Raw genomic sequence first — 13,985 nt, forward strand, 5'->3', positions numbered from 1 at the left:
CACTATTACTGTAAACCATTCAGCACTTAACGAAGCCAGAAGAGGCAATTATCTCGCCGCAGGTGTGGATGAAATTTATTTATTCAGGACCTTCCGGAAAGATAAAAACGTTTTCTCAGGCGTTTTGTCGCGGTAGTCTCATAGGTTCCGTTTATATGACGGGCGCAATGTGAGTGACCTTTTCTTATACCAATAATTAAAAAATCAGTACGGACAGGACAACTATGGACTCCACCCTCATCTCCGATCGTCCCAACGCGGAGACACCTTCGCTCAATCGCGCCCGCCGCGCCGCACTCGGCAGCTTCGCGGGTGCCGTCGTCGACTGGTATGATTTTCTGCTTTACGGCATTACCGCCGCGCTGGTGTTTAACCGTGAATTCTTCCCCCAGATCAGCCCTGCGATGGGTACGCTCGCCGCGTTTGCCACCTTCGGCGTCGGCTTTCTGTTTCGCCCGCTGGGCGGGGTGATCTTCGGCCACTTCGGCGACCGCCTGGGCCGCAAGCGCATGCTGATGCTCACCGTCTGGATGATGGGGATCGCCACCGCGCTGATTGGCATTCTCCCGTCGTTTTCCGCCATTGGCTGGTGGGCCCCGGTATTGCTGGTGACATTACGCGCCATTCAGGGCTTCGCCGTGGGCGGCGAATGGGGCGGCGCGGCGCTGTTATCCGTTGAGAGCGCGCCAAAAAATAAGAAAGCGTTTTACAGCAGCGGCGTGCAGGTCGGGTACGGCGTAGGGCTGTTGCTTTCTACAGGGCTGGTGTCGTTAATCAGCCAGCTCACCACCGACGAGCAGTTCCTGAGCTGGGGCTGGCGCATTCCGTTCATCTTCAGCATCGTGCTGGTGATTGCCGCACTGTGGATCCGTAACGGCATGGAGGAGTCCGCTGAATTCGAACAGCAGCAACAGGAAAAACTGGCCGTCAAAAAGCGGCTGCCGGTGATGGAAGCCCTGATTCGGCACCCTGGCGCTTTTCTGAAAATTATCGCCCTGCGCCTGTGCGAGCTGCTGACGATGTATATCGTCACCGCCTTTGCGCTGAACTACTCGACGCAGAATCTCGGCCTGCCCCGTGAATTGTTCCTGAATATCGGCCTGCTGGTCGGCGGGATCAGCTGTCTGACAATACCCTGCTTCGCCTGGCTGGCGGACCGGTTTGGCCGCCGTCGCGTCTACATCACCGGCGCGCTGATTGGGAGCCTCAGCGCCTGGCCATTCTTTATGGCGCTGGAGGCGCAGTCGATCTTCTGGATTGTCTTCTTTGCCATCATGCTCGCGAACATCGCTCACGATATGGTGGTCTGCGTGCAGCAACCGATGTTTACCGAACTGTTCGGCGCCAGCTACCGCTACAGCGGCGCGGGCGTGGGCTACCAGGTCGCAAGCGTGGTCGGCGGCGGGTTTACGCCGTTTATTGCCGCCGCGCTGGTGACCTTCTCCGGCGGTAACTGGCACAGCGTGGCGGTTTATCTGCTGGCCGGTTGCCTGCTGTCGGCGGCAACGGCGCTATTGATGAAAGAGACGAGCCACCGCTGATCTCACTTTTGTTTCACAGGCGTGTGACATACTATCGGGTAGAGTCGCACACCTGTGGAACAAGGAGACAGAGATGAATAATAAGGGCTCCAGCCTGACCCCGGCTCAGGCGCTGGAAAAACTCGACGCGCTGTATGAACAGTCCGTCAACGCGCTGCGCAGCGCCATCAGCGAATATATCGAAACTGGGAAACTTCCCGACGAAAAGGCCAGAACCGAGGGCCTTTTTGTTTATCCATCGCTCTCTGTGACCTGGGACGGCAGCGCCAGCACAACACCGAAAACCCGTGCCTACGCCCGTTTTACCCACTCCGGCTGCTACAGCACCACCGTCACCCGCCCAGCCCTGTTCCGCCCGTACCTCGAAGAACAACTTACGCTGCTGTATCAGGATTACGGCGCGCACATTCACGTTGAGCCCTCGCAGCATGAAATTCCATACCCCTACGTGATTGACGGTTCGGCGTTAACCCTCGACCGTTCGATGAGCGCGGGGCTAACCCGCCACTTCCCGACGACGGAACTGTCGCAGATTGGCGATGAGACGGCCGATGGGATCTATCACCCGGCAGAATTTTCTCCCCTGTCGCACTTTGATGCCCGCCGGGTCGATTTCTCCCTGGCGCGTCTGCGCCACTACACCGGCACGCCCGTCGAACATTTCCAGCCGTTCGTCCTCTTTACCAACTACACCCGCTACGTTGACGAGTTTGTCCGCTGGGGCTGCAGCCAGATCCTCGACCCGGAAAGCCCGTATATCGCGCTCTCCTGTGCGGGAGGGATCTGGATCACTGCGGAGACCGAAGCGCCCGAGCAGGCCATTTCCGACCTGGCGTGGAAAAAACATCAGATGCCCGCCTGGCACCTGATCACCGCCGACGGTCAGGGCATTACGCTGATTAACATCGGCGTGGGCCCGTCAAATGCCAAGACCATCTGCGACCATCTGGCGGTGCTGCGTCCGGACGTATGGCTGATGATCGGCCACTGCGGCGGCCTGCGTGAAAGCCAGCTGATTGGCGACTACGTGCTCGCCCACGCCTATCTGCGTGATGACCACGTGCTGGATGCGGTGCTGCCGCCGGATATCCCAATCCCGAGCATCGCCGAAGTGCAGCGTGCGCTGTATGACGCCACCAAAGAGGTTAGCGGCATGCCGGGTGAAGAAGTTAAGCAGCGCCTTCGCACCGGTACAGTCGTCACGACGGATGACCGCAACTGGGAGCTGCGTTACTCCGCCTCCGCGCTGCGGTTCAACCTGAGCCGCGCGGTGGCCATTGATATGGAGAGCGCCACCATCGCCGCGCAGGGGTATCGCTTCCGCGTCCCGTACGGCACGCTGCTGTGCGTCTCCGATAAGCCGCTGCACGGCGAAATTAAGCTGCCCGGGCAGGCCAACCGTTTCTATGAAGGGGCGATATCCGAACATCTGCAAATTGGCATTCGCGCCATTGACCTGCTGCGGGCAGAAGGTGACCGGCTCCATTCCCGCAAGCTGCGCACCTTCAACGAGCCGCCGTTCCGCTAATAACGATAAGGAATAATCATGTCCAGCACATCTCCGCTCTCTGCCCTGCGCCACTGGCTTGAGGCCAGCCATCTCGACGGGATGATCGTCCCACGTGCGGATGCATGGCAGAGCGAATACTGCGCGCCCTGTGACGAAAAGCTGGCCTGGCTGACGGGCTTTGACGGTTCGGCCGGTGTGGCGCTGGTGCTGAAAAACAAAGCGCTGCTGTTCGTTGACGGGCGCTATCAGGTTCAGGCCCGCGTTCAGGTGAATCTAGACGAGATTGAAATTCACCACCTGCACAACGAGCCGCTGGCAGAATGGCTGGCAGAAAACGTTGAGGCAGGCACGCGCATTGGCTTTGACGCGCTGCTGATGACCAACTCGGAGTTTGAGCAGCTGTCTGCCACGCCGTGCGAGCTGGTGCCTCTGAAGGACTCACCGTTTGACGCCCTATGGACTGACCGCCCTGCTGCACCGGCGGGGCTTATCCGGGAAATGCTGGTTGAATACAGCGGTGAAAGCAGCGCTGATAAACGTCAGCGCGTCGCCGCCGTGCTGGCTGCAAGCAATGCCGATTATCTCGCCGTTACCCTGCCGGATAATATCGCCTGGCTGTTAAACGTCCGTGGCGCGGATATCCCTTACAGCCCGGTACCACTCTCTTTTGCTCTTCTGGGCCGTGACGGCCACGTTGAGTGGTTTGTTAACGACAGCAAGCTCGGCGCCCTACCGGAAGACGTGCGCAATGCGTTTACCATTGCGCCGCAGGACGCCTTTGTCGAACGCTGCCAGCAAATTGCTGCAGGAAAACGGGTGATGGTTGATGCCGATTCCGCGCCGGTCGCCCTGCGCTTTGCCATCGAACCCCGGGGAGAGATTGTCTGGCGGACCGACCCCATCACCCTGATGAAAGCCACCAAAAACCCGGTTGAGCTGGCCGGTTATCGCGCGTGTCATCACCAGGACGGCGCCGCCTGGGTCAACTTCCTCGCCTGGCTGAGCCGTGAAGTGCCGCTGCGCGAGGCGGCAGGGAATCCGCTAACAGAGCTGGAAGTCCAGGCGCAGCAGCTGGCGTTCCGTCAACAGCAGCCCGGGTTCATCGAGCAGAGTTTTGCGACCATCTCCGCCTCTTCGAGCAATGCGGCGATGTGCCACTATCATTCGAGCGAGGCCAGCAACAAGCCCATCGGTCATGACCATTTTTACCTTAACGATTCCGGCGGTCAGTACGTGAATGGCACCACCGACGCCACGCGCACGCTGGCATGGGGTAAGGTCGATCCGCAGCAGCGCCTGCACTACACCGCCGTGCTGAGAGGCTTCCTGTCGCTGATTACCCTGCAGTTCCCTTCCGGGACTCAGGGACATCAGCTGGATGCTTTTGCGCGTCGTCCGCTGTGGGAGATGGGACTGGATTACGATCACGGCACGGGGCATGGCGTGGGTCATCAGCTTCTTATCCATGAGAACCCGCATCGCATTGCCAAAAAGGTCAACCCGTGGCCGCTGGTGGCGGGCAATATCATGACGATTGAACCGGGATACTATCTGGGCGATAGCCACGGTATTCGTATTGAAAACCAGGTGGAGATTGTGGAGAGCCGTCCGGGGTTCTGCAGGTTTGCCTCGCTGACGCTGATCCCGATCGACTTAAGCCAGGTTGAGCTGCATTTGCTGAGCGAGCAGGAAAAGCAGTGGCTGGATGCGTATCACCAGCAGGTACGCGAGGCGCTGTCACCGCTGGTAAACAGCGATGCGCGTCCGTGGCTGGTAGAGGCGACGGCGCCGGTTCGTGTGAACGGATAGTGCGGCTTTTGCCGGGTGGCGGCTTCGCCTTACCCGGCCTACGATTCGAGATTTTTGTAGGTCGGGTAAGGCGAAGCCGCCACCCGACAATTTTACCCGACGCAGAAAAGCAAAAAGCCTGCTTTAAAAGCAGGCTTTTCAAATTTGGCTCCTCTGACTGGACTCGAACCAGTGACATACGGATTAACAGTCCGCCGTTCTACCGACTGAACTACAGAGGAATCGTGTGAACGGGGCGCATATTATCGATGCGCTCCCGGGATGTCAAAGGCAGAATGCATATTTCCGATCGTTTGACGATTTATTCTCCACTTCGCACAATTGTCAGGCATTTTGTCGCGGATATTTCCACAGCCAGCGCCCGCTGACCATACGCCAGTAGAACAGCCCGCCCCGCACGGCCCAGTCCAGGAACATCCCCAGCCAGACGCCGATCACACCCCATCCAAGCATTACACCAAGCGTATACCCCGCCACGACGCGACATCCCCACATGCCAAGCATCGACACCCACATCGCAAAGCGGGCGTCGCGCGCGCCCTTCAGCCCGGCAGGCAGTACCCATGAGGCCGCCCAGATAGGCATAAAAGCCGCATTGAGCCAGATGAGGACTTTTACAACCTCTTTAACGTCGTCTTCATGGGTATAGAACGAGGCCATCAGCCCGGCAAACGGCGCGGTTCCCCAGGCAATCATGGTCAGTCCAATGGTCGACAGCCAGAAAACGTGGCGCAGCTGTCGCTCAGCCTGGCCGATCTGCCCTTTCCCGAGCCGTTTGCCGGTGATAATGGTCGATGCAGAGCCCAGCGCGTTACCCGGCAGGTTAATCAGCGAGGCAATGGAGAAGGCGATGAAGTTACCGGCGATCACGTCGGTGCCCATCCCGGCGACAAACATCTGCGTCAGCAATTTCCCGCCGTTAAATAGCACCGACTCAATGCTTGCGGGAATGCCGATCCCCATCACTTCCCAGATAATGGCGAAATTAAAGGGGCGGAAATAGCTCTTCAGCGTGAGGCGCAGCGAGGGGGTGATCCCCGCCATCAGCACGCCGATAATCGCCGCCGCACCGATATAGCGTGAAATGGTTAGCCCCAGTCCTGCACCGACGAAGCCCAGCCCGCCCCACGAGAACACGCCGTAGATCAGCACGCTGCTGATGATAATATTCAGGATATTCATTCCGCCGTTGATCAGCAGCGGAATTTTAGTATTCCCTGCCCCGCGCAGCGCGCCGCTGCCAATCAGGGCGATGGCCGCCGCCGGATAGCTGATGACGGTCATCTCCAGATAGGTCAGCGCCAGGTCCTTAACCTCGTTCGTGGCCTCCCCGGCGACAAAATCGATGATCTCTTTGCCGAAATAGTGGATCACCGCCGCCAGAACGGCCGAAAAGACAGTCATGATCATCAGCGACTGGCGTGCCGCCTCACGCGCACGTTTGGGATCCAGCTTGCCGAGGCTAAAGGCCACCACCACCGTCGTGCCGAGGTCAATGGCGGCAAAGAATGAGATCACCACCATGTTAAAGCTGTCCGCCAGACCAACCCCCGCCATCGCCTCTTTTCCCAACCAGCTCACCAGGAAGGTGCTCAGCACCCCCATCAGCAGAACGCAGGTATTTTCCAGGAAGATAGGCACGGCAAGAGGGGTGATTTCACGCCAGAAGAGAACCCGATAGCTTTTACGTTTTGCATACCATGGCGTGCGCGCGATCGCCTGGCGTAAGGAGGCAGTGACGTTCAAAATGGACCTTAGCGAGAAAAGTTGAAACTCCATTTCAAATAATGGGGGAGAAATGCTCATCCTGCAAAGTATTTTCCGGAAAAAGATGTGTGGATTTACAACAAACTGACGACAGAATCAGCAATCAGTCGCTTTTCCCTAAGATCAGGTTTGACAAAAGTTTTTTCGCCGCTAAGATAAGCCTCCACAACGATTCCTCTGTAGTTCAGTCGGTAGAACGGCGGACTGTTAATCCGTATGTCACTGGTTCGAGTCCAGTCAGAGGAGCCAAATTTGAAAAGCCTGCTTTTAAAGCAGGCTTTTTGCTTTGCGGATGAGGGAAAATGAACGCTCTGTTTGTCTACGGCACGCTGCGCCCGGGCCACTCAAATGCGCATATTCTTGAAAACATTGGCGGCGAATGGCTGGCCGGTTTCGTATCCGGTACGTTTTACGAACGCGGCTGGGGCGCTGCGGCGGACTTCCCGGGGATCGTACTCCACCCCGATGGCCCCCGCGTCGAAGGCTATCTGTTTATCTCTGATCACCTTGCCGCACACTGGTCAATGCTGGATGAGTTTGAAGACGGCTACGATCGGGTTGAGGTCACGGTGACCACCTCTGAAGGCGAGCAGGTTCAAGCCTGGATTTACCAGCTACAGCCGCGTTCTGAACCATAAAAAAAGGCTCTCTGTCACCAGAGAGCCTTTTTCACTATTCGCTGCGATTACTCGCTTTTTGCTTCGCCGTTTTTGATTTCGCCCATCACTTTCAGCTTTTTAGAGATGTCACGACGCTCTTTGGACAGCTCAGCATTTTTGATGATGTAGTCATCAACACGGTCTTCATAGTCGCTCTTCATGCTGGCGATGATGCCCTGAATAGCTTCAACGCTCATGCCTGGCTTGATGTAGTCGCTCAGGTTGTCGAGCAGCAGAACACGTTTCTGGTTGTCACGGATCTTCTTCTCAACGTCCTGGATTTCACGCTGCAGTTTGTTTTTGCGGCGGAACAGGCGGACGAATTCCAGAACATCCTGGAACGAAGGCTTGGTAGTTTCCATTTTTACACCCCTGATAATGTGAGATTCGGATTCGTTAAAGCAACCGTTGTAACAATAACCTTACTGACAGCGGCCGCGAATGACAATGAGTATATCGTTTAAAGCTATCATAACCCCAATTGCTGCTGAATCGAAGCAGCAGGCGTCACATACGCCTTTTATTTGCGCAGCGCCCGGCAAATCAGGTGCGATAACAGCTCAAGCTGCCGCGCCAGTTCCATGCTCAGCCAGACGTAGCCATGAATAGGCGTTTCCGCCACGTTATCGCTCTGGCGCTCATTGATTAACTGCTTCAGTTCCGCGACGATCTCATTCAGACGTTCGCTGTTGGCCAGGATCGGCTGCGGGTTACCTTCGTAGAGCGCATGGGCGATGGTCAACAGCGTTTGCTGCGTCATCTGCTGGGTCTCTTTGAGAGTCTGCGCGTTAAGCATCAACAGATGGCTGGGTCGCGTGGCCCAGTGTGCGTTGATTTGCAGTTCAAGCATGCAGACCAGATTGCGGCTCACCGTCTGAATAGCTTCGAAAATTGATTTCTGAATATGGGTTTCTTTGCTGGCTGGCGTGATCAAGCCGCGCATTTTGACCACGTCGTTAAGAATGGTTTGCAGGTGCTTTTCCAGGCGCGGGCGCTCAACCAGATTCGGGGAAAAACCGGCCTGATAGACGCGGTTAAACGCGGTGACGTAGCTAGCCATCTGAATACGCCAGTGCAGAAAAGCGCGCTGCGGCCAGATACCGGTGAAGAGCATCGCCAGCAGTGAACCCAGGATGACATCCCCGCTTCGCCAAAGCGCCGTGGTCATATCCCCGGCGGGTGCACCGACCACCACCGCGAGAGTAATACCGATCAGCAGCGCCTGATACGGTTTTTTACCCAACGCCAGCCAGCCGCACAGGAACATGGCGGCACCGCACCATGCCAGCATGACCGGGAACGAGATGAGCTCCAGCTTCAGGGCAATAAGCCCCAGGGCCGAACCTAACACGGTCCCGCCAATACGCTCCAGAGCGCGCGGGACAACGTTGCCCCAAAACGAGATGGGCCCCATCACCACCACCAGCGTGATCAGCGGCCACGTTCCTTCCGGAACCTCCAGCAAACGCACCAGGACAAACGTCAACACGAACGCCAGCGCGATGCGACACCCGTGCACCACGCGGTAGTGTTTGTACAACCGAATTTCAAAAGGGGTTAATGATTTGTCGGGACGCACACCCGCTCTCCAGCTACACGGCAAAGCACAATTGTACTGTGTTTTCAGCCGGGCGGATCGCTCCCGGCTGAAAAACCCTTCATTTAGCAGGCTTAAACCGTTTTGTGCTCGACGGCGATATACATTTCGATATCCCAGTAGCCGTCCGCATTGCCGTCATTGAGATAGCGCTCGAAGCAGGGTTTGAGCGCCATCTGGTACTTATTGTCCTGCAGCAGGGAATTGAAGAACTGATACCACGGCGTGGCGAAGTCGTAGTTTTCCACGCGCGCCGTCGCTACGGCATAATCCCCGGCCGCGATTTCCGTCATCATGACGCCTTCGCTGTTTTCCGGGATGACGAAATCATCCGGTACCGTCACGGCCGTATCACAGCGTAGTTTTTCTGCCGGGACTTCATCCGGGTTATCGTAATAGACCGCCACCCACTCCAGCGGCTCAATGTGACGCCCGTCGACCCACATGACCAGCTGTTCAAAGCCCTGTTTTACCGTGTGTTCCCACGGGCCGACCAAATGAAAACCGGCAATCTTACGTTTCTGTTGCTGCGTAATGCTGTAGTCCATACTGCCTCCGCTCATCACTGTATATTTATACACTATAAAACGGGATTATGATTATCAGCAAACGAGGAGTGTTTATTATGTGAGCAGACTCGCAACCCTGCCAGTCTGCTCATCTGCCGTTAGAGCGTGTGGTGCAGATAATCGCTCAGACGAGAGAACAGGCCGCCTTTATCAACGGCTTCCAGCGTGACCAGCGGCCAGTGGGCTACCACCTTGTCGCGGTCATAGAGCTGAATCTCCCCGACCCGCTGATGCGCAGCAATCGGCGCTTCCAGTTCTTTCTTATCCAGCACGTACTTGGCTTTGATGTTGGGAACCTCTGCTTTCGGCAAGGCCAGCCAGAAGTCCTGATCGGTGCCCAGTTTCACCTGCTCCTTATCGCCATACCAGATGCGCTCTGTCCCCACTTTTTTACCGCTATGCAGGATCTGCACCGTATCGAAATTCTGCTGCCCCCAGTGCAGCAGTTTCCGGGCCTGGTCTTCGCGCCCTTTCGGACTGTCCGCCCCCATCACCACCGCGATTAACCGGCGCTGGCCGTCTACGGCAGACGCAATCAGGTTAAAACCGGCCCCTGAGGTATGCCCCGTTTTCAACCCGTCCACGTTCATGGTCTTATCCCACAGCAGGCCGTTACGGTTTTGCTGGGTGATTCCGTTCCAGGTCAGGCTCTTTTCGCTGTACATATGATAAAACTCAGGCTCGCCGTGGATGATGGCCCGGGAGAGAACGGCCAGGTCATACGCCGAGCTGTGCTGGCCGGGCGCGTCCAGCCCGTGGACGGTTTCAAAATGCGTATCGCGAAGGTTCAGCTTCTGCACGTAGTCGTTCATCATCTTCACAAACTGCGGCTGCCCACCCGCCACGTGATCGGCCAGCGCCACGCAGGCGTCGTTGCCGGAATCGACAATCAGGCCGCGGCTCAGATCGCGCACGGAGACGCGATCGCCCTCCTTCAGGAACATCAGCGATGAACCGTCAAACACCGGGTTCCCTTTTGCCCAGGCATCACGTCCTACGGTGACGATGTCATCCGGGGTAATGCGGTGGCTATCAATGGCCCGATCCACCACATAGCCCGTCATCAGCTTGGTCAGGCTCGCCGGATTACGTTGTTGATGTTCGTTGCCCGCCGTTAAAATCTGACCAGTCGTGTAATCCATCAGCACCCAGGAGCCAGCCTGAATGGCCGGAGGCTGCGGCGAAAAATCCAGTGGTTCGGCCGCAAAAGCAGATGAGACACTCGAAGCGAGTAAAGAAACAGCAATAAACAGACGGCGTTTCAACGGTATATCCTCAAGTCATTAAAAATCGATGACCTTTTTACGGGAGTTCTGATGTCGTTACCTGGCTTAATTGCAAAAAAATGTGACAGAACGCAGATTTTTCTCTGAAGCTGGCGCGCAAATTTGCGACGCGGCGGTGCTTTTTATTCGGTCTGACCCGCACGATCGTTTACCATAGTGACGTCATTTTTTAACAGGATGGTATTACTGGTGTCTGACTCTGCCGCTCGCCCGACTTTTTTGTTCCACGATTACGAAACCTTTGGCACGCACCCGGCGCTGGACCGACCGGCGCAGTTTGCCGCCATCCGTACCGACGACGAATTCAACATCATTGGCGAGCCCGAGGTCTTTTACTGCAAGCCTGCGGATGACTATCTGCCGCAGCCCGGCGCGGTCATGGTCACCGGGATCACCCCTCAGGAAGCGCGGGAAAAAGGCGTTAACGAGGCAGAATTCGCCCGACGCATCCACGACTTGTTTACCGTCCCCAACACCTGCGTGGTCGGTTACAACAACATCCGCTTCGATGACGAAGTGACGCGCAACATCTTTTATCGTAACTTCTACGATCCCTATGCCTGGAGCTGGCAGAACCGCAATTCGCGCTGGGATTTGCTCGACATCATGCGCGCCTGCTACGCCCTGCGTCCTGAGGGCATTCACTGGCCAAAAAATGAGGAAGGGCTGACCAGCTTCCGGCTGGAACACCTGACGCGCGCCAACGGCATTGAGCACAGCAATGCCCACGACGCGATGGCGGACGTCTATGCCACCATTGCCATGGCGAAGCTGGTGAAAAGCGCACAGCCCCGGCTGTTTGAGTATCTGCTGAGCCATCGCAGCAAGCAGAAGCTAATGACCCTTATCGACGTACCGCAGATGAAACCCCTGGTGCATATTTCCGGCATGTTTGGCGCATGGCGCGGCAATACCAGCTGGGTCGCGCCGCTGGCCTGGCATCCGGACAACCGTAATGCGGTCATCATGGTGGACCTGGCGGGCGATATTTCGCCGCTGCTGGAGCTCGACAGCGATACCCTGCGTGAACGGCTGTACACGCCGAAGAATGAACTCGGCGATCTGCCTGCGGTGCCGGTCAAACTGGTGCATATCAATAAATGTCCGGTCCTGGCGCAGGCGAATACGCTACGCCCGGAAGATGCTGACAGGCTGGGCATTAACCGCCAGCACTGCCTCGATAATCTCAAAGTGCTGCGTGAAAATCCGCAGGTGCGCGAGAAAGTCGTGGCCATTTTTGCCGAAGCCGAGCCGTTCGTGCCGTCTGAAAACGTGGACGCCCAGCTCTATAACGGTTTCTTCAGTGATGCCGATCGCGCGGCCATGAATATCGTTCTGCAAACCGAGCCGCGCAACTTACCGGCGCTGGATATCACCTTCGCTGATAAGCGCATCGAAAAGCTGATGTTTAATTACCGCGCGCGTAATTACCCGGGAACCCTGGATGAAGCAGAGCAGGAACGCTGGCTGCAGCACCGTCGTAACGTGTTTACGCCAGAATATCTGCACAGCTACGCCCAGGAGCTGGAAATGCTTTATGGCCAGTATGAAGGGAATGCTGAGAAACAGGCACTGCTGAAATCCCTGTACCAGTACGCGCAAGAGATAGTTTGATCGATGGGTATAAAAAAGCCGGAGGCGATCGATGTCTCCGGCTTTTTTTTTGCCCGGTGGCGCTGCGCTTACGCGGGCCTACGGGGTATGTAGGTCGGGTAAGGCGTAGCCGCCACCCGACACAGTCTTACGCGACGTCTTCGTACTGAGGAACCGGGTTACGGAAGCTCTTCGTGACGCAGGCCAGATAAACCAGGCCGATACCCGCCCAAATAAGGCCAAGCACCATCGAGCTCTCTTCCAGGTTAACCCACAGCGCGCCCACGGTCAGGGCACCACACATCGGCAGGAACAGATACTGGAAGTGATCTTTCAGCGTCTTGTTACGCTTTTCACGGATCCAGAACTGAGAGATAACCGACAGGTTAACAAAGGTGAACGCCACCAGCGCACCGAAGTTAATCAGCGCCGTTGCCATCACCAGGTCAAAGTTAATCGCCAGAAGCGCGATCGCACCGACCAGGATAATGTTCATCGCCGGGGTACGCCAGGTTGGATGCACGTAGCCGAAGAAGCTTTTCGGGAATACGCCATCGCGGCCCATTACGTACATCAGACGCGCAACGCCTGCATGCGCGGCCATACCGGACGCCAGTACGGTGATGGTGGAGAAGATCAGCGCGCCGACCTGGAACGCTTTACCCGCCACATACAGCATGATTTCCGGCTGAGACGCATCCGGATCCTTGAAGCGAGAGATATCCGGGAAGTACAGCTGCAGGAAATAGGTCGAGAAAATAAAGATCAGACCGCCAATCAGCGCCGTCAGGAAGATGGCACGCGGGATCACGCGCTCTGCATCTTTCGTTTCTTCAGACAGGTTGCTGATCCCGTCAAAACCGGTAAAGGAGAAGCACAGAATGGTTGCCCCGGTAATCATCGGGATCACATGCGCATCACCAGACCAGAACGGTTTGCTGCTCGCCAGGGTGCCCGCGCCTTCGCCGTGGAATACGCCGTAAATAACCATGCCAAGAATAACCGCAATCAGCACAACCTGAAGCACAACGATAACAGAGTTAAAGTTGGCAACGGACTTGATGCTGCGCAGGTTAAAGGCCGTCATAAAGGCCACCAGCGCCACGACGAACATCCACGAGGGAATCGATGGCACCAGCGCTTCAAAATAGATTTTTGCCAGCAGAATGTTGATCATCGGCGCGAACAGATAGTCGAGCAGCGAAGACCAGCCCACCATAAAGCCAACCGTCGGGCTGATGGATTTCTGGGCATAGGTGTAGGCGGAACCCGCAGACGGATAGCGACGCACCAGTTTACCGTAGCTCAGCGCGGTAAAGAGGATCGCAATCAGCGCGAAGCCGTAAGCCGTCGGCACATGACCGTCGGTGAGGCCCGATACGATACCGAATGTATCGAACAGCGTCATCGGTTGCATATAGGCCAGGCCCATCATAACAACCGGAATCAACGTAAGCGTTTTACGTAATTCCACGCGAGAGGTGTTTGGAGTTGCGTTATGCGACATAGTTAATCTCCTTTAAGGTGATAACCGCCACGTAAGCGAAAAATTGCCCCATTTCTTTCTTCCTCAGCGACAACAACTGTCGGATTTTAGTAAATATCTATCCGGTACGAAGCCCGGCCTCTTGGTTTTTAGTTTCGTTTCGTACAT

The 13,985-nt window shown here is 56.5% G+C and carries 13 protein-coding genes and 2 tRNA genes; 6 read left to right on the top strand and 9 right to left on the bottom strand.

Going from position 1 to position 13,985, the window contains the following annotated elements; genetic code table 11:
- Positions 1-224: 224 nt before the first annotated feature.
- From shiA to BMW97_RS13950, 3 genes are all read left to right on the top strand, one after another.
- Complete coding sequence (shiA, locus tag BMW97_RS13940) at positions 225-1,541, top strand: shikimate transporter (protein WP_045908121.1); 1,317 nt, start codon at positions 225-227, stop codon at positions 1,539-1,541.
- 73 nt (positions 1,542-1,614) lie between these two features.
- The gene (locus BMW97_RS13945) at positions 1,615-3,069 is read left to right on the top strand and encodes an AMP nucleosidase (RefSeq protein ID WP_045908120.1); all 1,455 of its coding nucleotides are present in this window, start codon (positions 1,615-1,617) and stop codon (positions 3,067-3,069) included.
- A gap of 18 nt (positions 3,070-3,087) precedes the next feature.
- Positions 3,088-4,860, top strand: coding sequence for an aminopeptidase P family protein (locus BMW97_RS13950; protein WP_045908119.1), 1,773 nt, complete (start codon positions 3,088-3,090; stop codon positions 4,858-4,860).
- A 145-nt stretch (positions 4,861-5,005) separates the two neighbouring features.
- Here BMW97_RS13950 and BMW97_RS13955 read toward each other — a convergent pair.
- The 3 genes from BMW97_RS13955 to BMW97_RS24425 form a co-directional block, all read right to left on the bottom strand.
- A tRNA-Asn gene (locus BMW97_RS13955) sits at positions 5,006-5,081 on the bottom strand.
- 103 nt (positions 5,082-5,184) lie between these two features.
- Positions 5,185-6,639, bottom strand: coding sequence for a multidrug efflux MATE transporter EmmdR (gene emmdR / locus BMW97_RS13960; RefSeq protein ID WP_139177208.1), 1,455 nt, complete (start codon positions 6,637-6,639; stop codon positions 5,185-5,187).
- Positions 6,640-6,701: 62 nt separating this feature from the next.
- Entirely contained in the window at positions 6,702-6,794 is a 93-nt protein-coding gene (locus BMW97_RS24425) for a DUF5951 family protein (protein WP_222424321.1), read from the bottom strand.
- 6 nt (positions 6,795-6,800) lie between these two features.
- Here BMW97_RS24425 and BMW97_RS13965 point away from each other — a divergent pair.
- Together BMW97_RS13965 and BMW97_RS13970 are read left to right on the top strand one after the other, a co-directional pair.
- A tRNA-Asn gene (locus BMW97_RS13965) sits at positions 6,801-6,876 on the top strand.
- A 53-nt stretch (positions 6,877-6,929) separates the two neighbouring features.
- Positions 6,930-7,265 carry a gamma-glutamylcyclotransferase family protein gene (locus tag BMW97_RS13970; RefSeq protein ID WP_045908594.1) on the top strand — a complete coding sequence of 112 codons (336 nt, stop codon included), beginning with the start codon at positions 6,930-6,932 and terminating at the stop codon, positions 7,263-7,265.
- Positions 7,266-7,312: 47 nt separating this feature from the next.
- On the opposite strand, the gene BMW97_RS13975 is transcribed toward BMW97_RS13970, so the two are convergent.
- The 4 genes from BMW97_RS13975 to dacD all read right to left on the bottom strand — a co-directional run bounded on the left by BMW97_RS13975 (position 7,313) and on the right by dacD (position 10,717).
- A complete protein-coding gene (locus BMW97_RS13975; RefSeq protein ID WP_008499467.1) occupies positions 7,313-7,648 on the bottom strand; it encodes a DUF496 family protein in 336 nt (111 codons plus the stop codon).
- Positions 7,649-7,806: 158 nt separating this feature from the next.
- Entirely contained in the window at positions 7,807-8,865 is a 1,059-nt protein-coding gene (locus BMW97_RS13980; protein WP_045908595.1) for an FUSC family protein, read from the bottom strand.
- A gap of 92 nt (positions 8,866-8,957) precedes the next feature.
- Entirely contained in the window at positions 8,958-9,431 is a 474-nt protein-coding gene (gene sbmC / locus BMW97_RS13985) for a DNA gyrase inhibitor SbmC (protein ID WP_045908596.1), read from the bottom strand.
- 119 nt (positions 9,432-9,550) lie between these two features.
- Positions 9,551-10,717 carry a serine-type D-Ala-D-Ala carboxypeptidase DacD gene (gene dacD, locus BMW97_RS13990; protein ID WP_032646438.1) on the bottom strand — a complete coding sequence of 389 codons (1,167 nt, stop codon included), beginning with the start codon at positions 10,715-10,717 and terminating at the stop codon, positions 9,551-9,553.
- Between the two features lie 207 nt (positions 10,718-10,924).
- Between dacD and sbcB the strand changes: the two genes are divergently transcribed.
- On the top strand, positions 10,925-12,352 hold the full coding sequence (gene sbcB, locus BMW97_RS13995; protein WP_175481447.1) for an exodeoxyribonuclease I: 1,428 nt from the start codon (positions 10,925-10,927) through the stop codon (positions 12,350-12,352).
- Positions 12,353-12,479: 127 nt separating this feature from the next.
- Here the strand turns inward: sbcB and plaP are convergent, their stop codons facing one another.
- A complete protein-coding gene (gene plaP, locus BMW97_RS14000) occupies positions 12,480-13,838 on the bottom strand; it encodes a putrescine/proton symporter PlaP (RefSeq protein ID WP_008499462.1) in 1,359 nt (452 codons plus the stop codon).
- On the bottom strand, positions 13,828-13,890 hold the full coding sequence (gene yoeI, locus BMW97_RS24430; protein ID WP_139177212.1) for a membrane protein YoeI: 63 nt from the start codon (positions 13,888-13,890) through the stop codon (positions 13,828-13,830). Before yoeI ends, plaP begins: the two co-directional genes overlap by 11 nt.
- Between the last annotated feature and the right edge of the window lie 95 nt (positions 13,891-13,985).

It is taken from the genome of Enterobacter sp. NFIX58, from assembly GCF_900110475.1.
Lineage (GTDB): Bacteria > Pseudomonadota > Gammaproteobacteria > Enterobacterales > Enterobacteriaceae > Enterobacter > Enterobacter quasiroggenkampii.

What these genes read in the sequence shown, in the direction of transcription:
- shiA (WP_045908121.1), top strand. Translation starts at nt 225, where the DNA reads ATGGACTCCACCCTCATCTCCGATCGTCCCAACGCGGAGACACCTTCG.
- BMW97_RS13945 (WP_045908120.1), top strand. Translation starts at nt 1,615, where the DNA reads ATGAATAATAAGGGCTCCAGCCTGACCCCGGCTCAGGCGCTGGAAAAA.
- BMW97_RS13950 (WP_045908119.1), top strand. Translation starts at nt 3,088, where the DNA reads ATGTCCAGCACATCTCCGCTCTCTGCCCTGCGCCACTGGCTTGAGGCC.
- emmdR (WP_139177208.1), bottom strand. Translation starts at nt 6,639, where the DNA reads ATGGAGTTTCAACTTTTCTCGCTAAGGTCCATTTTGAACGTCACTGCC.
- BMW97_RS13970 (WP_045908594.1), top strand. Translation starts at nt 6,930, where the DNA reads ATGAACGCTCTGTTTGTCTACGGCACGCTGCGCCCGGGCCACTCAAAT.
- BMW97_RS13975 (WP_008499467.1), bottom strand. Translation starts at nt 7,648, where the DNA reads ATGGAAACTACCAAGCCTTCGTTCCAGGATGTTCTGGAATTCGTCCGC.
- sbmC (WP_045908596.1), bottom strand. Translation starts at nt 9,431, where the DNA reads ATGGACTACAGCATTACGCAGCAACAGAAACGTAAGATTGCCGGTTTT.
- plaP (WP_008499462.1), bottom strand. Translation starts at nt 13,838, where the DNA reads ATGTCGCATAACGCAACTCCAAACACCTCTCGCGTGGAATTACGTAAA.